This is a genomic window from Granulibacter bethesdensis CGDNIH1 (genome assembly GCF_000014285.2).
GTDB classification, from domain to species: domain Bacteria; phylum Pseudomonadota; class Alphaproteobacteria; order Acetobacterales; family Acetobacteraceae; genus Granulibacter; species Granulibacter bethesdensis.
The window spans coordinates 625,347-643,747 of the sequence record NC_008343.2 but is presented as its reverse complement, the minus strand read 5'-3'; the positions used below and the strand labels follow the sequence as shown (position 1 = coordinate 643,747).

The following is an 18,401-nucleotide window of genomic DNA, read 5'->3' as shown; positions in this document are numbered from 1 at the left end:
CACCCTCACGCGTCAACCGAGCGGACGATAAACTTCGTCTTGATCGGCAACTTCGCTGCACCCAGTGCCAGCGCCTCACGGGCCAGCTCCGGCGCAACGCCGTCGATTTCAAACATAACACGGCCGGGATGAACCCGGGCCACCCAGTATTCGGGGCTACCCTTACCGGAACCCATGCGGACTTCCGCAGGCTTCGTGCTGACCGGCAGGTCAGGGAAGATGCGGATCCACACGCGCCCGGCACGCTTCATCGCACGGGTAATCGCACGACGGGCGGCTTCGATTTGGCGGGCTGTAATACGCTCAGGTTCGAGCGCTTTCAAGCCAAATGTTCCGAAATTCAGCGTTGTTCCGCCTTTGGCGTTGCCGTGGATCCGGCCTTTATGCGCCTTGCGGTATTTTGTGCGCTTCGGGGACAGCATATTCGTGATTCCTTACCGCTGCGGGGCCTGCTCGGCCGCGCGACGATCCTGCGCCATCGGGTCCTGGGCCAGGATCTCACCTTTGAAGATCCAAACCTTGACGCCGCATGTGCCATAGGTCGTCTTGGCGGTAGCAACACCATAATCAATGTCTGCGCGAAGCGTGTGCAGAGGCACGCGGCCTTCACGATACCACTCGATACGCGCAATTTCAGCACCGCCGAGGCGGCCGCTGCAATTGATCCGGATGCCCTGGGCGCCCAGACGCATGGCAGACTGCACAGCGCGCTTCATCGCACGACGGAATGCAACGCGACGTTCCAGCTGCTGGGCGATGTTCTCGGCCACCAGAGTCGCATCGATTTCCGGCTTGCGGATTTCAACAATGTTCAGGGCCACATCGGTCCCGGCCATGCCGGTCAGACCCTTGCGCAGCGCCTCGATGTCCTGGCCCTTCTTGCCGATCACCACACCCGGACGGGCGGCATAGATTGTCACGCGGGGCTTCTTCGCCGGACGCTCGATCACAACGCGGGACACGCCAGCGCCGGAGAGCTTCTTGCGCAAATGGCCACGCAGCTTCAGATCGTCATGCAGCAGACGGGAATAATCCCCACCGGCATACCAACGGCTATCCCAGGTGCGGTTGATGCCCAGCCGCAATCCGATGGGGTTTACTTTGTGACCCATATTACGCGGCCTCCGCTTTCGTCTCGGTTTCCTGGGACCGTTCGGCAACGACGATCTTGAGGTGGCTGAACCACTTCTCGACCCGCGCCGCACGGCCACGGCCACGCGCATGGAAGCGGCGCATCACGATGGAGCGACCCACTTCAGCGCGCGAGACGACCAGGCGATCGACATCGAGCTGATGATTGTTCTCGGCATTGGCGATGGCGCTCTCAAGCGCCTTCTTCACCGCTTGGGCGATGCGGCGCTTGCTGAAAGTCAGAGTCGCGACAGCATCAGATGCCTTGCGGTTCCGGATCAGCTGAGCGACCAGATTGAGCTTGCGTGGGCTGACACGCAAATTGCTGACGATCGCTTGTGCTTCGTTCTCAGCGATGGAACGAGGGGTTTTCGGCTTGCTCATCTTAACCCCGCTTCGCCTTCTTATCGGCCGCATGACCCGGGAAGGTACGGGTGGGGGAGAATTCGCCGAACTTGTGTCCGACCATGTTCTCCGTCACCTGCACCGGCAGGAATTTGTGACCGTTGTAAACACCGAAAGTCAGGCCAACGAACTGCGGCAGAATCGTCGAGCGACGCGACCAGATCTTGATGATCTCGTTGCGGCCCGACGCGCGCGCCGCGTCGGCCTTGTTCAGGAGGTATCCGTCGACAAACGGACCTTTCCAGACAGAGCGTGCCATCTTACTTGCCCTTGTTCCGACGGCGGATAATCAGGCTATCCGTGCGCTTGTTGGTACGCGTCTTGTAGCCCTTGGTCGGCTTGCCCCACGGGGTAACCGGATGACGGCCACCCGAAGTACGGCCTTCACCACCACCATGCGGATGGTCGACAGGGTTCATCACGACGCCGCGGTTATGCGGACGGCGACCCAGCCAGCGGCTGCGGCCTGCCTTGCCGATATGAATGTTCGAGTTATCCGGGTTCGACACCGCGCCAACCGTCGCATAGCATTCCGCGCGGACGACGCGCAGTTCGCCGGACATCAGCTTGATCTGCGCATAACCGGCATCCTTGCCGACCAGCTGCGCATAGGTGCCAGCGGAGCGTGCAATCTTGCCACCCGCACCCGGCTTCATCTCGATATTGTGGATAATCGTTCCGACCGGGATTGCTCCCAGCGGCATCGCATTGCCCGGCTTGATATCAGCCCGCGCGCCGCTGACCACGACATCGCCAGCCTTCAAACGCTGAGGTGCAAGGATGTAGGACAACTCGCCGTCCTGATACTTGATCAGAGCGATGAAAGCGGTGCGGTTCGGATCATATTCCAGACGCTCAACCGTCGCGGGAACATCGGCCTTACGGCGCTTGAAGTCCACATAACGATAGGTCTGCTTATGTCCGCCGCCACGGAACCGGCTGGTAATCCGGCCATGGTTATTACGACCGCCCGTGGAGTGCTTGCCTTCGGTCAAAGTCTTGACCGGCTTGCCCTTCCACAATTCGCTGCGATCTACCAGAACCGTGCCGCGCAAAGACGCAGTCACGGGATTGAAATGCTTCAGTGCCATGGTCCGTGCCTCAGGCCAGCTTGGCGGTCAGGTCGATAGCCTGACCGGCGACCAGCTGGACATACGCCTTCTTCACATCGCTCCGCTGGCCGGGGCGGCCGCGAAAACGTTTCGTCTTGCCCTTGTTCACCAAGGTATTGACGCCAATCACCTTCACCCCGAACAGGCCTTCAACAGCGGCCTTGATCTCCGGCTTGGTCGCATCGATCGCCACGCGGAACACAACCTGGCTGCGCTCGCTGAGCAGCGTCGCCTTTTCGGTGATCAGCGGGCTACGGATGACTTCATACATCGCCTCGCGGGACATACGCTCAGCGCGACGACGCGCAGCGAGCGATGTTTTCTGCGGAGAGCTCATGCCGCGCTCCTTTCTTCAGCCGCACCGAAACCGAGGCGGGCCTTGAGAGCCTCGACACCGGCAACCGTAATCGCCAGCACGTCGTGGTTCAGAATGTCATATACGTTGGCACCGATGGTCGGCAGAACGTCAACCGCAAGCAGCGAGCGGCTTGCGCGGGCAAAGCCCTCGTCAACGCTGGCACCATCGACGATCAACGCGGAGCGCCAGCCAAGGGCGCGCAGCTTCGCAGCAAGGTCGCGCGTCTTTTCCATACCAGCGGCCGTGTCGATGACGACGAGCTTGCCTTCCGCCTGCTTCTGGGACAGAGCGGAAATCAGGCCGAGACGACGCACCTTCTTCGGCAGATCATAGCCATGGTCGCGAACGACCGGACCATGAACGGCACCACCGGTGCGAAACTGCGGAGCGCGCAGGCTGCCCTGACGAGCGTTACCTGTGCCTTTCTGGCGATACGGCTTCTTGGTCGTGCCGCTTACCTCGCCCATGCCCTTCACCTTGTGGGTGCCGGCACGGCGGCAGGCGAGCTGCCAGTGAACCACGCGCGCCATAATATCGGCACGCGGGGTGGCCGCAAAAATCTCGTCCGGCAGCTCGGCCGTACCGGCACTGCCGTTATCGAGGGTCTTGATCTCGATCTGCATGTCTTAGCCCTCGCTCGCCGCGGCGTCTGCCTGCAGCGCCGCCGGATAGGCAACGCCTTCCGGACGCTTGCGCTTCACGGCGTCACGCACCAGCACATAACCACCTTTGGCACCGGGAATGGAGCCACGGATCATGAGCAGTCCGCGCGCCGCATCGACATGCGCGACTTCCACATTCTGAGTGGTCACCCGCTCGTCACCGAGATGGCCAGCCATTTTCTTGTTTTTAAAAGTCTTACCCGGATCCTGGCGATTACCGGTCGAACCGTGGCTACGATGGCTGATGGACACGCCGTGGCTGGCTTCCAGACCGGCGAAATTCCAACGCTTCATCGCACCGGCAAAGCCCTTACCCTTGGACGTACCGGTCACGTCGACCTTCTGGCCAACCAGAAAGTGCTCGGCCGACAAAGTCGCACCGGGCTCCAGAATGGCGTCTTCCGCCACCCGGAATTCCACGAGCTTCTTCTTCGGTTCCACCTTAACACGGGCGAAATGACCTTTATTGGCCTTCGACACATGCTTCGGCTTTGCCTGACCGAACCCGAGCTGCACCGCCGTGTAACCATCCCGCTCCTTGGTGCGGGTGTCCACGACCTGGACCTGGTCCAGATGCAGAACGGTGACGGGAACATGAGTCCCGTCTTCCTTGAACAGCCGGGTCATACCCAGCTTACGTGCAATTAATCCTGTGCGCATGGCTGGCTCTTACAGCTTAATCTCGACGTCGACACCGGCAGCCAGGTCGAGCTTCATCAGCGCGTCCACGGTCTGGGGTGTCGGCTCGACGATATCGAGGAGCCGGCGATGCGTCCGGATTTCGAACTGCTCGCGGCTTTTCTTATCCACGTGCGGAGAACGGTTCACTGTGAACCGTTCGATATGCGTCGGCAGCGGGATAGGGCCCCGAACCCGCGCACCCGTACGCTTCGCCGTATTCACGATCTCCTTCGTGCTGTTATCGAGCACTCGATGATCGTACGCCTTGAGGCGAATGCGGATGTTCTGGTTATCCATTTGTACTAAGTCCGAATTCGGGGCCGTTGATTACTGCGAAATCTTCGCGACGACGCCTGCACCAACGGTGCGGCCGCCTTCACGAATAGCAAAACGCAGACCTTCATCCATCGCGATCGGCGCAATCAGCTCAACCTGCATGGACACGTTGTCGCCCGGCATCACCATTTCCGTGCCTTCCGGCAGGCTCACAACGCCAGTGACGTCGGTCGTGCGGAAGTAGAACTGCGGACGGTAATTGGTGAAGAACGGCGTATGACGGCCACCCTCTTCTTTCGTGAGGATGTACGCCTCAGCGGCGAACTTCGTATGCGGGGTGATGGAGCCCGGCTTGGCCAGAACCTGACCACGCTCGACGTCTTCACGCTTGGTGCCACGCAGCAGCGCACCGATGTTGTCGCCAGCTTCACCGCGATCGAGCAGCTTGCGGAACATTTCAACGCCGGTCACGGTCGTCTTGGAGGTCGCCTTCAGGCCGACGATTTCGACTTCGTCACCAACCTTGACTTCACCGCGCTCGATACGACCGGTCACCACGGTGCCACGGCCGGAGATCGAGAACACGTCTTCGATCGGCATCAGGAACGGACGGTCCAGCGGACGCTCCGGCTGCGGGATGTAGGCATCCACCGCTTCCATCAGCTTCAGGATCGCATCACGGCCGATTTCCGGGTTCTTGTCTTCAAGGGCGCACAGAGCGGAACCCTTGATGATCGGAATATCGTCGCCCGGGAACTGGTAGGAAGAAAGCAGCTCGCGCACTTCCATTTCGACCAGATCCAGCAGCTCCGGATCGTCGACCATATCGACCTTGTTCAGGAACACGACCAGGGCCGGAACGCCAACCTGACGGGCGAGCAGAATGTGCTCACGGGTCTGCGGCATCGGACCGTCAGCAGCGGAGACGACGAGAATGCCGCCATCCATCTGGGCCGCGCCGGTGATCATGTTCTTCACATAGTCGGCGTGACCGGGGCAATCCACGTGCGCGTAGTGACGGTTGCCGGTTTCATATTCCACGTGCGCCGTGGAAATCGTGATACCACGGGCGCGTTCTTCCGGCGCCTTGTCGATCTGGTCATACGCGGTGAAAGTTGCGCCGCCGGTTTCGGCAAGCACCTTCGTGATAGCTGCTGTCAGCGACGTCTTGCCATGATCAACATGTCCGATCGTGCCGATGTTGCAGTGCGGTTTGTTCCGCTCAAATTTCGCCTTGGCCATGGTCTTCTCCGTGCCCGCTTTTCGGTCCGGTGTTTCTACTGAATATTACCAACGGTAATGGCTGAAGGCCTTGTTGGCCTCTGCCATCCGGTGGGTATCTTCGCGCTTCTTCACCGCGGAACCGCGGTTATGAACGGCGTCAAGCAACTCGTTTGAAAGCCGCTCTTCCATCGTGTGCTCGCCGCGCTTGCGGGAGGCATCGATGATCCAGCGGATCGCCAGCGCCTGCCGACGGTCCGCGCGCACTTCCACCGGCACCTGATAGGTCGCACCGCCTACGCGGCGAGACCGGACTTCCACGGCCGGTTTCACGTTGTCCAGCGCTTCATGGAACATACGGACCGGATCGGCCTGATTTCCACCACGCTTTTTCAACACGTCGAGTGCACCATAAACAATGCCCTCGGCAACGGATTTCTTACCATCATACATCAGCGCGTTCATGAAACGTGTGATGACGATATCGCCGAACTTGGGGTCCGGCAGGATCTCGCGCTTAACGGCGCGGCGGCGGCGGCTCATATCAGCCCTCTCCTTACTTCGGACGCTTCGCGCCGTAGAGCGAACGGCGCTGACGCCGCTTCGCAATACCCTGCGTGTCGAGCACGCCGCGCAGAATGTGATAACGCACGCCAGGAAGATCCTTCACGCGTCCGCCACGGATCAGAACGACGCTATGTTCTTGCAGGTTGTGGCCCTCACCTGGGATGTAGCTCACCACCTCATAGCCGTTCGTCAGGCGCACCTTGGCCACCTTACGAAGAGCCGAGTTCGGCTTCTTCGGAGTGGTTGTGTACACGCGGGTGCAAACGCCACGCTTCTGCGGGCACCCCTGCAGCGCCGGGACCTTGTTGCGCGCCTTGTTGGGCTCACGCCCCTTGGCGATCAGCTGGTTAATGGTCGGCATCGGGCCTCTTTCCGAACTCTCTGTCTATCCACCTCACCCGGATGGGCGAGCCACCGTCAACGCCATAACCCCGCGACGGGCCGAATCAGATTCGGCCTGCAGGGTATAACCGTGTCATTGGCCTAAGCCTAAGCCAGTAACCCGGCTATCATCGGCGGCACCAAAGACGTGGCTAGCGAAAACGAGGCCTTCCCTGCCCTGTCGGTGGGGGTCGGCCGAGGGCGCGGAACCTACGTGGGGTACGCCCTCAAGTCAAGCGTCACAGCGACATGCAGGGCCAGATTCCAGCAAATGAGTGCTGCATTCCCCGCGTAGCTGCCTCCCATAACCGACCCCATCGAAAGACTCGACAGTGATTCCGGTGGAGTCGGCAGCCTGTCAGACGCCGGTTTTCACCAGCCAAAAAGAAACGCCGGCCCTTTTCAAGGCCAGCGTTCCCATTCCTCAACAGAAACAGCCTTATTCAGCCGCTTCCTGACCAGAGAGTCGGGGCGTTTCCTGCCCGACTCCCTTGGCCTCGTCCTGACCGGAGGCAATCCGGCGCAGACGGTTCATTACGGACCCCGTGCCGGCCGGGATCAGACGCCCGACAATCACGTTTTCCTTCAGACCATTCAGGGTATCGACCTTGCCTGCCGTCGCAGCCTCGGTCAGCACGCGTGTGGTCTCCTGGAAGGAGGCTGCGCTGATGAAGCTCTGCGTCTGCAAGGACGCTTTGGTGATTCCCTGAAGAACCGGCATGGCCACCGCAGGACGCTCGCCCTCACGCTCACGCTTGCGATTCTCTGCCTCGAACTCCAGCCGGTCCACCTGCTCGCCGATCAGATACATCGTATCGCCCGGATCGAGAATTTCGACCTTCTGCAGCATCTGGCGAACGATCACCTCAATGTGCTTGTCGTTGATCTTCACACCCTGGAGTCGATAGACGTCCTGGATTTCGTTCACCAGATAATCCGACAGCGCCTCGACACCCAGCACCTTCAGGATATCATGGGGCACGCGCGGACCGTCCACCAGCGGATCGCCAAGACGCACGAAGTCGCCCTCCTGCACCGAGACGTGCTTGCCCTTCGGGATCAGATACTCGGTTTCCTCGCCGGTTTCGTCGTTCTTCACGATGATACGGCGCTTGGCCTTGTAATCCTTGCCGAATTCAACCCGACCATCGGTCTCGGCGATGACCGCGTGATCCTTGGGACGACGGGCTTCGAACAGCTCCGCCACGCGCGGCAGACCACCCGTAATGTCGCGGGTCTTGCTGCCTTCACGCGGAATACGGGCCAGCACATCGCCGGCATTCACCTCGGCACCGTTCTCCACCGACAGAATCGAGTCAGGAGAGAGGAAGTAACGAGCATCCGTATTGTTGGAGAGACGCACGACATCGCCGCTCTCGTCCTTCAACTGGAGTCGCGGACGCAGATCAACACCACGCGCGTTCTGCTTGTAGTCCACCACCACCTTGGAAGTCAGGCCGGTTACTTCGTCCATCCGCTCAACCAGCGTCACGCCATCCAGCAGGTCCAGATATTCGACCTTACCAGCACGCTCCGTAATGATCGGCAGAGTGTAGGGATCCCATTCCGCCAGCTTCTGGGCACGGGTCACCTGGGCGCCTTCATCCGTCAGCAGACGGGCACCATACGGCACACGGTAACGCGCCCGTTCACGGCCTTTTTCATCCGCCAGCACGATTTCGCAGTTACGCGACATCACGATGGCGACGTTCTGGCTGTTCAGCACCACGTTCCGGTTCTTCACCGTCACGATGCCATCATGGCTGGCTTCGACGCTGGACTGCTCGGCACCACGCTGCGCGGCGCCACCGATATGGAAGGTGCGCATCGTCAGCTGCGTACCAGGTTCACCGATGGACTGGGCGGCAATCACGCCGACCGCCTCACCGATATTCACCGGCGTGCCACGGGCCAGATCGCGGCCATAGCAGTGACCACAGACGCCGACCGTACTCTCGCAGGTCAGAACCGAGCGGATTTTCACCACCTCGATCCCGGCCTTCTCGATCTTCTCGGCGTGTTCTTCCTCGATCAGCGTATTGCGCGGATACAGGATCTTGTTGGTGGTCGGATCGAGCACATCCTCGCTGAGGGTGCGACCGAGAATACGCTCGGACAGGCTGGAGACCACCTCACCGCCATCCATCACCGCACGCACGGTCAGGCCGCGTTCAGTGCCGCAATCGTTCTCGACGATGATGCAGTCCTGCGCCACGTCCACCAGACGGCGGGTCAGATAGCCGGAGTTCGCGGTCTTCAGCGCCGTATCGGCCAACCCCTTACGGGCACCGTGGGTGGAGTTGAAATACTCCAGAACCGACAGGCCTTCCTTGAAGTTCGCGATAATCGGCTGCTCGATGATTTCACCGGACGGCTTCGCCATCAGGCCACGCATACCGGCAAGCTGACGCATCTGGGCCGGAGACCCACGCGCACCGGAATGGCTCATCATCCACACGGAATTGATGGGACGACCGAGTTCCTGCTTGGAAATCTCTTTCATCATCGCGCCCGCCACCTCATCGGTGCAGCGCGACCAGGCATCGACCACCTTGTTATAGCGTTCGCCAGCGGTAATCAGACCATCCTGATACTGCTGTTCGAATTCCTTCACCTCTCCGGCGGTCTTTTCGATCATCTCCTGCTTTTCCGCCGGGATGATCAGATCATCCTTGCCGAAGGAAATGCCGGCCTTCGCGGCCTGGCCGAAACCGAGTCCCATCAGACGATCGGCGAAGATCACGCACTCTTTCTGGCCGCAATGGCGATAGACCGCGTCGATCACGTCGGAGACGTTCTTCTTGGTCAACTGCTTGTTGATCAGCGCGAAAGGCACGTTGGGATGGCGCGGCAGAATCTGGGCGATCAACATGCGGCCCGGAGTGGTCACCACGCGCACGCGGATCGGGCTGCCCTGATCGTCTACTGTATGCAGACGCGCACGGATCTTGGTGTGCAGGGTCACGGTTCTGGCATGCAGCGCCGCCTCGATCTCGCCCAGCGTGCCGAAAGCCTGCGCCTTGTCATCCGGCGTATTGCGGAACTCCGGCGTTTCCAGCGACAGATAGTACAGACCCAGCACGATATCCTGACTCGGCACGATGATCGGCTTGCCGTTGGCGGGGCTGAGGATGTTGTTGGTGGACATCATCAGCACGCGCGCTTCCAGCTGAGCCTCAAGGCTCAGCGGCACGTGCACAGCCATCTGGTCACCGTCGAAGTCGGCATTGAACGCGGTGGTCACCAGAGGGTGCAGCTGGATCGCCTTGCCTTCGATCAGCACCGGCTCGAACGCTTGAATACCAAGACGATGCAGGGTCGGCGCACGGTTCAACATGACCGGATGCTCGCGGATCACCTCTTCGAGGATATCCCACACTTCCGGACGCTCTTTTTCCACCATGCGCTTGGCAGCCTTGATGGTGGTGGCGTGACCGTATTTTTCCAGCTTCGAGTAGATGAACGGCTTGAACAGTTCCAGAGCCATCTTCTTCGGCAGGCCGCACTGATGGAGCTTCATCTCCGGCCCCACGACGATCACCGAACGACCGGAATAGTCGACGCGCTTGCCGAGCAGGTTCTGACGGAACCGGCCCTGCTTGCCCTTCAGCATATCGGACAGCGACTTCAGCGGACGCTTGTTGGCACCGGTAATGGCGCGACCACGGCGACCGTTATCGAACAGCGCATCCACGCTTTCCTGCAACATGCGCTTTTCATTGCGGACGATAATGTCCGGCGCGCGCAGCTCGATCAGGCGCTTCAGGCGGTTATTACGGTTGATGACACGGCGATACAGATCGTTCAGGTCAGAGGTCGCGAAACGGCCTCCATCCAGTGGCACCAGCGGACGCAGCTCCGGCGGAATAACCGGCACTACATCCAGAATCATCCATTCCGGCTTGGCACCGCTTTCCGCAAACGCCTCGATCAGCTTGAGGCGCTTGACCAGCTTCTTGCGCTTGGTTTCGGAGGTCGTCTCTTTCAGCTCGGCGCGCAGGCGGACCTTGTCCTCGTCGATATCGATCCCTTCCAGAACCGACTTGATCGCCTCCGCCCCGATCCCGGCGCGGAACGCATCGTCGCCGAACTCATCCTGTTTGTTCAGCAACTGCTCTTCGGTCAGAAGCTGATGCAGCTTCAGATCGGTCAAACCGGGTTCGAGAACAACGTAGTTCTCGAAATACAGGATTTTTTCCAGCTCTTTCAGAGTCAGATCGACCATCAGGCCAATACGGCTGGGCAGGCTTTTGAGGAACCAGATATGGGCAACCGGGGAGGCCAGCTCGATATGGCCCATACGCTCGCGGCGCACCTTGGCGAGCGTCACTTCAACGCCGCACTTCTCGCACACGATGCCGCGGAACTTCATCCGCTTGTACTTGCCGCACAGGCATTCATAGTCCTTGATCGGACCGAAAATACGTGCACAGAACAGACCGTCCCGCTCCGGCTTGAAGGTGCGGTAGTTGATCGTTTCCGGCTTCTTGATTTCGCCATAGGACCAGGAGCGAATCTGCTCCGGGCTGGCCATCTGAATCTTGATCTGGTCGAAGCTCAGCGACTGGCCGCCCTGACCCAGGATCTTCATCAGCTCGTTCATACGGTCACCTCATGAGAGAGGATAGACAGGGATCAATCCCCGCATCCTGGTCCGGAGAGGCGGAAGCCCCTCCGGAACATCCATTAATCAGGCAGAGCGGTTTTCAAGGTCGACATTCAGACCCAGTGACTTCAACTCCTTCATCAGAACGTTGAAGCTTTCAGGAATGCCGGCCTCGAAGCTATCCTGGTCACGCACGATCGCCTCATACACCTTGGTGCGGCCCGACACGTCATCGGACTTCACCGTCAGCATTTCCTGCAGGGTGTAGGCGGCGCCGTAGGCTTCCAGCGCCCACACTTCCATTTCACCGAAGCGCTGGCCACCGAACTGCGCCTTACCACCCAGCGGCTGCTGGGTCACAAGGCTGTAAGGACCGATCGAGCGGGCATGGATCTTGTCGTCAACCAGGTGGTGCAGCTTCAGCATATAGATATAACCGACCGTCACCTTACGTTCGAACGGCTCGCCGGTGCGGCCATCGGTCAGGACCACCTGACCGGAGGTATCAAGACCAGCCCGGCTCAGCATGTTTTCAATATCTGACGGACGGGCGCCATCGAAAACAGGCGTTGCGATCGGCACGCCCTTGCGCAGGTTCTCCGCCAGTTCGATCAACTGGTCGTTGTTCATATCGGCAATGACGTCGTTATAGACGTTTTCGCCGTAGATCTCCCGCAGGCGGGACAACAGCTCATCCCGCTGCTGACCATTGCGGCGATAGTCCTCCACCAGCTCACCGATCTGACGACCGAGATTGGCGCAGGCCCAGCCCAGATGGGTCTCCAGAATCTGACCCACATTCATACGGCTCGGCACGCCCAGCGGGTTCAGCACGAGATCGACCGGGGTGCCATCCTCTAGGAACGGCATATCCTCGACCGGAACCACGCGGCTGACCACACCTTTGTTGCCGTGACGGCCCGCCATCTTGTCGCCCGGCTGAAGCTTGCGCTTCACGGCCACGAAGACCTTGACCATCTTCATCACGCCCGGCGGCAGTTCATCACCACGCTGAAGCTTCTCGACCTTGCCTTCAAAACGAGCCTGAATCTTGGCCACGGCGGCGTCGAACTCACGCTTCAGCAATTCGATGTCGGCGACCACCGCATCATCCTGCACGGAGATGTTGCGCCATGCGCCACGCGGATGCTCGGCCAGGACCTCATCGGTGATGATTGTGCCAGCCTTGATGCCCTTGAAGCCACCAGAAGCCGGATGGCCCATCAGTTTCTCACGCAGACGGTTCAGGAATGCGCGCTCCTGAATGCCCCGCTCGTCATCACGGTCCTTGGCCAGACGTTCGATCTCGGCGCGCTCGATCGCCATGGCGCGCTCATCCTTATCGACGCCTCGACGGCTGAACACACGCACATCTACGATGGTGCCGGTCGTGCCGGGTGGCAGCTTCAACGAGGTGTCGCGTACGTCACTCGCCTTCTCGCCGAAAATGGCGCGCAGCAGTTTTTCTTCCGGCGTCATCGGGCTTTCGCCCTTCGGCGTGACCTTACCGACGAGAATGTCACCCGGATTCACCTCGGCACCAATATAGACGATACCGGCTTCGTCGAGGTTGCGCAGAGCTTCTTCACCCACATTCGGAATGTCGCGGGTGATTTCTTCCTGACCCAGCTTGGTGTCACGGGCCATCACTTCGAATTCCTCGATATGGATCGAGGTAAAGACGTCATCCCGCGCAATCCGCTCGCTGATCAGGATGGAGTCTTCGAAGTTGTAGCCATTCCATGGCATAAACGCGCAGAGCACATTACGGCCCAGCGCCAGTTCACCCAGCTCCGTCGACGGACCATCAGCGATGATATCGCCGGAAATCACATGGTCACCAACCTTCACCAGCGGACGCTGGTTGATGCAGGTGCTCTGGTTGGAGCGCATAAACTTGCGCAGACGATAAATATCGACGCCCTGAGTGGCTCCATCCTCACCGCTGGCACGGACCACAATGCGGGCACCGTCGATCTGATCGACCACACCGGCACGGCGGGCAACGATGGTAGCGCCAGAGTCACGCGCCACAGCAGCTTCCATGCCGGTACCGACCAGAGGTGCATCGGCGCGGATCAGAGGCACGGCCTGACGCTGCATGTTCGATCCCATCAGCGCGCGGTTGGCGTCATCGTTCTCAAGGAACGGGATCAGCGCCGCAGCCACTGAAACGAGCTGCTTCGGCGAAACGTCCATCGAGGTAACGTCTTCCGGCTTCACCAGACGGAAATCGCCCTGGCGACGCACGGAGATCAGTTCCTCGGTCAGCTTGCCTGTGCTGTCACGCGGCGCATCGGCCTGCGCCACAACCAGACGGTCTTCTTCCATAGCTGAAAGATAGCGCCACTGATCGCTGACCTTGCCATCCTCGACCATGCGGTACGGCGTTTCGATGAAGCCGTACTTGTTGACCTTGGCATAGGTGGCCAGCGAGTTGATCAGACCGATATTCGGGCCTTCCGGCGTTTCAATCGGGCAGATACGGCCATAATGGGTCGGATGAACGTCACGGACCTCGAAGCCTGCACGCTCACGGGTCAGACCGCCCGGACCAAGCGCGGAGAGGCGACGCTTATGCGTCACTTCAGAGAGCGGATTGGTCTGGTCCATGAACTGGCTGAGCTGTGAGGAGCCGAAGAACTCACGCACCGCAGCGGCAGCCGGCTTCGCATTGATCAGATCATGCGGCATGACCGTGTCGATATCGACCGAGCCCATGCGCTCGCGGATCGCCCGCTCCATACGCAGCAGGCCAAGACGATACTGATTTTCCATCAGCTCGCCGACAGAACGCACGCGACGATTGCCGAGATTGTCGATATCGTCGATCGCGCCACGACCATCCTTCAGATCACACAGAATCTTGACGGTGCGAAGAATATCTTCCTTGCGCAGGGTGCGGACAGTATCCGGGGCATCCACGCCCAGACGCATGTTCATCTTCACACGACCGACCGAAGACAGGTCATACCGGTCCATATCGAAGAACAGGCCACGGAACAGGGCTTCCGCCGTTTCCGGGGTCGGCGGCTCACCGGGGCGCATCACACGATAGATGTCGATCAGCGCATCATCACGAGTAGAGTTTTTGTCGATCGCCAGAGTATTGCGAATCCATGGACCGGTGGTCTGGTCGACCGCCAAAGTCGGCAGGCTGGTGACGCCCAGAGTCTCCAGAGCGGCCAGACGGGCCTCGGTCAGTTCTTCGCCGGCTTCGGCATAAATCTCACCGGTCTGGTCGTTAACCAGATCCTCGGCCATATAACGGCCCAGCAGATCGGCGCGGCCAACCAGAACAGTCTTGGCCTGCTCGGCGATCTTACGGGCGCTACGGGCGGTCAGCTTGGTGCCGGCCTCGGCCACGACAGTGCCGGTATCGGCGTCGATCAGGGCTTCGGCCAGAGTAATGCCACGGAACGCTTCCGGATCGAAAGGACGCGCCCAACCCTTCGGCGTGCTGGTGAACACAACCTGCGTATAGAAATAAGACAGGATTTCCTCGGCGGTCATGCCGTGGATTTCGGGCAGATCCTGCGGATCGGTACCGGATGCGATCGCCGCTTCGGTCCGCTGGCCTTCCAGCGCATAGAGCAGCGTCGTGACAGGCAGCTTACGACGACGGTCGATGCGGACATAGACCAGATCTTTGCTGTCGAATTCGAAATCGAGCCACGAGCCGCGATAGGGAATAACGCGCGCAGCAAACAGGAACTTGCCGCTTGAATGGGTCTTGCCCTTGTCGTGATCGAAGAACACGCCGGGAGAGCGATGCATCTGGCTCACGATGACGCGCTCGGTGCCATTGATGATGAAGGTGCCGTTATCGGTCATGAGCGGCATATCGCCCATATAAACCGGCTGTTCCTTGATGTCGCGGATAGAGCGGGAACCGGTATCTTCGTCCACATCCCACACGATCAGACGGAGAATGACCTTCAGGGGAGCGGCAAAGGTCATGCCGCGCTGAATGCATTCCTCAACATCGTATTTCGGCTCTTCCAACTCGTAATTGACGAATTCCAGACGGCCACGACCCGCGAAATCGTCAATCGGAAAGACGGAACGAAAAACTTCCTGCAAGCCCGTCGGCGTCCGGTTATCCGGATGCACGTTCATCTGGAGGAACGCTTCATAACTGGCGCGCTGCACATCAATCAGATTGGGCATCGGCACAACATCGCCAATACGGGCGAAACTTTTGCGTATGCGCTTGCGGCCGGTGAAAGATTTGCTGTCCCGCTGGGTGATTGCGTTCATGCCCTGCCCTTAGATCCCGAAATCTCACTCCGCCGGGTCCGCAGCGAAGGAGGATACCTTCGCCCGATAGTCCGGCGTCAAGCCCGGCCAATAACGTCGCCCTGAATCTTCCCATGGCCGCCCGGGAAGAGGCGTTTGCAAACAGAGCTCTGCCGAACCCCGATGCGACAGAAACAGCCGGACTATCCGGCTGCAACGACTGATGGGGCGGAAACGATATACATTTCCGCCCACACCGTATTCAACATCCAGGGCAAGCCCCGGAAACTGCCTTATTTGATCTCGACAGCGGCGCCCTGCTCTTCCAGCACCTTCTTGATCTTCTCGGCCTCGTCCTTGTTCACGCCTTCCTTCACGGTCTTCGGCGCGCCTTCGACCAGATCCTTGGCTTCCTTCAGGCCCAGGCCGGTGATGGTGCGGATTTCCTTGATGACGTTGATCTTCTTGTCGCCGGCCTTCGCCAGGATGACAGTGAACTCGGTCTGCTCTTCAGCCGGGGCAGCAGCAGCGCCAGCAGCCGGGGCAGCAGCCACGGCGACCGGAGCGGCGGCGGAGACGCCCCACTTTTCTTCCAACAGCTTGGACAGCTCAGCCGCCTCGAGGACGGTCAGGCTGGACAGCTGCTCAACCAGGTTTGACAGATCAGCCATTTGTTTATGCCTTTAGTTTAGTCGTTGTTCCGGTCCGTTCAAGCCTCTGCCTGAACAGTTGATCACTTTTCCGATGAGAATCGGGCCGATCAGGCCGCCTCTTCCTTCTTGGAATAAGCCCCGAAGACCCGTGCCAGCTGGCCAGCCGGTGCCTGGAGGACGCCAGCGATACGCGTCGCGGGGGTCGAGATGAGACCCACCAGCTGCGCGCGCAGCGTGTCCAGAGACGGCAGATCGGCAAGCGCCTTGACGCCGGACGCATCAAGCGTCTGGCTGCCAAGAGAACCACCGAGAATAGCCAGCTTGTCATTGGTCTTGGCGAAGTCGACGACAACCTTTGCCGCAGCGACCGGATCCTCAGACCACGCGAGCGCGGTCGGACCTTTCAGCAGCGGCTTGATGCCTTCGAACTGGGACCCTTCCAGGGCGAGGTTGGCCAGACGGTTCTTGGCGACCTTGTAATTCGCACCTGCCGCCCTGACCCGCCGACGCAGCTCGGTCACCTCTGCCACCGTCAGACCCTTGTTCTGGGTGACGACAACAATCGAGGTTTCCGCGAACACGGCGGCGAGGGAGGCAACGAATTCTCGCTTCTCCGTACGCTCCAACGCACTCACTCCTGTTCAATCCGGCAGGACCACCCGGCCGGATCAGTTACCCATGCATCCCCGCATCAACGGCGATGCATTCGCCTGTCCTTTATCCGGAACCGACATCAGGGGCAGGACATAGTCCTACCCAATGACCGACCCGTCTTCCACGCGCGGGGATTGCCTACGGCTTTCCCCTTTAAGCCAGCCCGGATCATGATCCGACGCGGCACGTGTGGTCTTGGACAGGATATCGGGAAGCCTGAGCTTCCCTGCCCGCTCCGCCCGGCAAATGCCAGGCGGAGCGTATTCCATTCAACCGGATGCTCTATCCGGTCAGACCGTCAGGGACGATACATCCAGACGCATGCCAGGCCCCATGGAGGAGCTGAGCGCTGCTTTCTGAAGATAGGTTCCCTTCGCACCGGTCGGCTTCGCCTTTTGGATAGCATCGACCAGAGCGCGGATGTTCTCGACCAGCTTATCGGCATCAAAGCTCGCCTTGCCGATACCGGCATGGATAATACCGGCCTTTTCGGCACGGAACTCGATCTGACCGGACTTGGCCGCAGTCACCGCACCCTTGACGTCCATGGTCACAGTGCCGAGCTTCGGGTTCGGCATCAGGCCGCGCGGACCAAGGATTTTGCCCAGACGACCAACCAGAGCCATCATATCGGGGGTCGCAATGCAGCGATCGAACTCAATGGTGCCGTTCTGCACCAGCTCCGCCAGATCCTCAGCGCCGACCACATCGGCACCGGCAGCTTTCGCTTCCTCGGCCTTCGGGCCACGGGCAAACACGCCGACGCGCAGGGTCTTGCCTGTGCCATTCGGCAGCGAGACCAGACCACGCACCATCTGGTCCGCATGACGCGGATCAATGCCGAGGTTCAGGGAGATTTCGATCGTCTCGTCGAACTTCGCACGGGCGTTGGTCTTCGCCAGCGCCACAGCCTCGGTCAACGGATAGAATTTTGTGCTGTCGACGGACGCGCGGGCCGCTTTCAGACGCTTGTTATGTGCCATCGGATCAGCCCTCCACCACGGTCAGGCCCATGGATTTGGCGGAACCCGCCAGCATCCGGACGGCACCGTCAATATCGTTCGCGTTCATGTCCTGGAACTTGGTTTCCGCGATTTCACGCAGCTGGGACATGGTCACACGGCCCACAGCAGCGCTCTTGCCGACCGTGGGAGACCCTTTCTGCACCTTTGCCGCCTTCAGCAGGAAATAGGTGTTCGGCGGAGTTTTGGTGATAAAGCTGAACGTGCGGTCCGCATAGGCGGTGATCACCACCGGAACCGGCATACCGGGTTCCATAGCCTGCGTGGCCGCATTGAATTCCTTGCAGAACTGCATGATGTTCAGGCCGCGCTGACCCAGCGCCGGACCAACCGGCGGAGAGGGATTCGCCTTGCCCGCAGGGATCTGCAGCTTGACGTAGCCGACGATCTTTTTTGCCATAATCCTGGCTCCTGTTAGTCATCCAGGACCGTG

General features: G+C 60.0%; 18 protein-coding genes. All 18 read right to left on the bottom strand.

The window, feature by feature from the left end:
* Window positions 1-5 precede the first annotated feature (5 nt).
* The 18 genes from rplP to rplK all read right to left on the bottom strand — a co-directional run bounded on the left by rplP (window position 6) and on the right by rplK (window position 18,368).
* A complete protein-coding gene (gene rplP / locus GBCGDNIH1_RS15225) occupies window positions 6-422 on the bottom strand; it encodes a 50S ribosomal protein L16 (protein ID WP_011631268.1) in 417 nt (138 codons plus the stop codon).
* A gap of 12 nt (window positions 423-434) precedes the next feature.
* Window positions 435-1,112 carry a 30S ribosomal protein S3 gene (gene rpsC / locus GBCGDNIH1_RS15220; RefSeq protein ID WP_011631267.1) on the bottom strand — a complete coding sequence of 226 codons (678 nt, stop codon included), beginning with the start codon at window positions 1,110-1,112 and terminating at the stop codon, window positions 435-437.
* A gap of 1 nt (window position 1,113) precedes the next feature.
* A complete protein-coding gene (gene rplV / locus GBCGDNIH1_RS15215) occupies window positions 1,114-1,515 on the bottom strand; it encodes a 50S ribosomal protein L22 (RefSeq protein ID WP_011631266.1) in 402 nt (133 codons plus the stop codon).
* A gap of 1 nt (window position 1,516) precedes the next feature.
* Window positions 1,517-1,795 carry a 30S ribosomal protein S19 gene (gene rpsS / locus GBCGDNIH1_RS15210; RefSeq protein WP_011631265.1) on the bottom strand — a complete coding sequence of 93 codons (279 nt, stop codon included), beginning with the start codon at window positions 1,793-1,795 and terminating at the stop codon, window positions 1,517-1,519.
* Window position 1,796: 1 nt separating this feature from the next.
* Entirely contained in the window at window positions 1,797-2,627 is an 831-nt protein-coding gene (gene rplB / locus GBCGDNIH1_RS15205; protein WP_011631264.1) for a 50S ribosomal protein L2, read from the bottom strand.
* 10 nt (window positions 2,628-2,637) lie between these two features.
* Window positions 2,638-2,934: a 50S ribosomal protein L23 gene (locus GBCGDNIH1_RS15200; RefSeq protein WP_080504533.1), complete on the bottom strand. Its 297-nt coding sequence runs from the start codon at window positions 2,932-2,934 to the stop codon at window positions 2,638-2,640.
* 47 nt (window positions 2,935-2,981) lie between these two features.
* Window positions 2,982-3,629 (bottom strand): 50S ribosomal protein L4, encoded by a 648-nt coding sequence (rplD, locus tag GBCGDNIH1_RS15195; RefSeq protein ID WP_011631262.1) that lies wholly within the window; start codon window positions 3,627-3,629, stop codon window positions 2,982-2,984.
* 3 nt (window positions 3,630-3,632) lie between these two features.
* A complete protein-coding gene (gene rplC, locus GBCGDNIH1_RS15190) occupies window positions 3,633-4,328 on the bottom strand; it encodes a 50S ribosomal protein L3 (protein ID WP_011631261.1) in 696 nt (231 codons plus the stop codon).
* Between the two features lie 9 nt (window positions 4,329-4,337).
* Entirely contained in the window at window positions 4,338-4,646 is a 309-nt protein-coding gene (rpsJ, locus tag GBCGDNIH1_RS15185; protein ID WP_007282720.1) for a 30S ribosomal protein S10, read from the bottom strand.
* Window positions 4,647-4,676: 30 nt separating this feature from the next.
* Window positions 4,677-5,867: an elongation factor Tu gene (gene tuf / locus GBCGDNIH1_RS15180; RefSeq protein ID WP_011631260.1), complete on the bottom strand. Its 1,191-nt coding sequence runs from the start codon at window positions 5,865-5,867 to the stop codon at window positions 4,677-4,679.
* 45 nt (window positions 5,868-5,912) lie between these two features.
* Complete coding sequence (gene rpsG / locus GBCGDNIH1_RS15175; RefSeq protein ID WP_011631259.1) at window positions 5,913-6,389, bottom strand: 30S ribosomal protein S7; 477 nt, start codon at window positions 6,387-6,389, stop codon at window positions 5,913-5,915.
* A gap of 13 nt (window positions 6,390-6,402) precedes the next feature.
* Window positions 6,403-6,774, bottom strand: a complete 372-nt coding sequence (rpsL, locus tag GBCGDNIH1_RS15170) for a 30S ribosomal protein S12 (RefSeq protein WP_011631258.1) — start codon at window positions 6,772-6,774, stop codon at window positions 6,403-6,405.
* Between the two features lie 459 nt (window positions 6,775-7,233).
* Entirely contained in the window at window positions 7,234-11,397 is a 4,164-nt protein-coding gene (rpoC, locus tag GBCGDNIH1_RS15165) for a DNA-directed RNA polymerase subunit beta' (protein ID WP_011631257.1), read from the bottom strand.
* An 87-nt stretch (window positions 11,398-11,484) separates the two neighbouring features.
* A complete protein-coding gene (rpoB, locus tag GBCGDNIH1_RS15160) occupies window positions 11,485-15,660 on the bottom strand; it encodes a DNA-directed RNA polymerase subunit beta (RefSeq protein ID WP_011631256.1) in 4,176 nt (1,391 codons plus the stop codon).
* 272 nt (window positions 15,661-15,932) lie between these two features.
* Window positions 15,933-16,310, bottom strand: coding sequence for a 50S ribosomal protein L7/L12 (rplL, locus tag GBCGDNIH1_RS15155; RefSeq protein ID WP_011631254.1), 378 nt, complete (start codon window positions 16,308-16,310; stop codon window positions 15,933-15,935).
* An 89-nt stretch (window positions 16,311-16,399) separates the two neighbouring features.
* Window positions 16,400-16,918, bottom strand: coding sequence for a 50S ribosomal protein L10 (gene rplJ, locus GBCGDNIH1_RS15150; protein WP_025286091.1), 519 nt, complete (start codon window positions 16,916-16,918; stop codon window positions 16,400-16,402).
* 318 nt (window positions 16,919-17,236) lie between these two features.
* A complete protein-coding gene (gene rplA, locus GBCGDNIH1_RS15145) occupies window positions 17,237-17,929 on the bottom strand; it encodes a 50S ribosomal protein L1 (RefSeq protein ID WP_011631252.1) in 693 nt (230 codons plus the stop codon).
* A 4-nt stretch (window positions 17,930-17,933) separates the two neighbouring features.
* Window positions 17,934-18,368: a 50S ribosomal protein L11 gene (gene rplK / locus GBCGDNIH1_RS15140; RefSeq protein ID WP_011631251.1), complete on the bottom strand. Its 435-nt coding sequence runs from the start codon at window positions 18,366-18,368 to the stop codon at window positions 17,934-17,936.
* Window positions 18,369-18,401 lie beyond the last annotated feature (33 nt).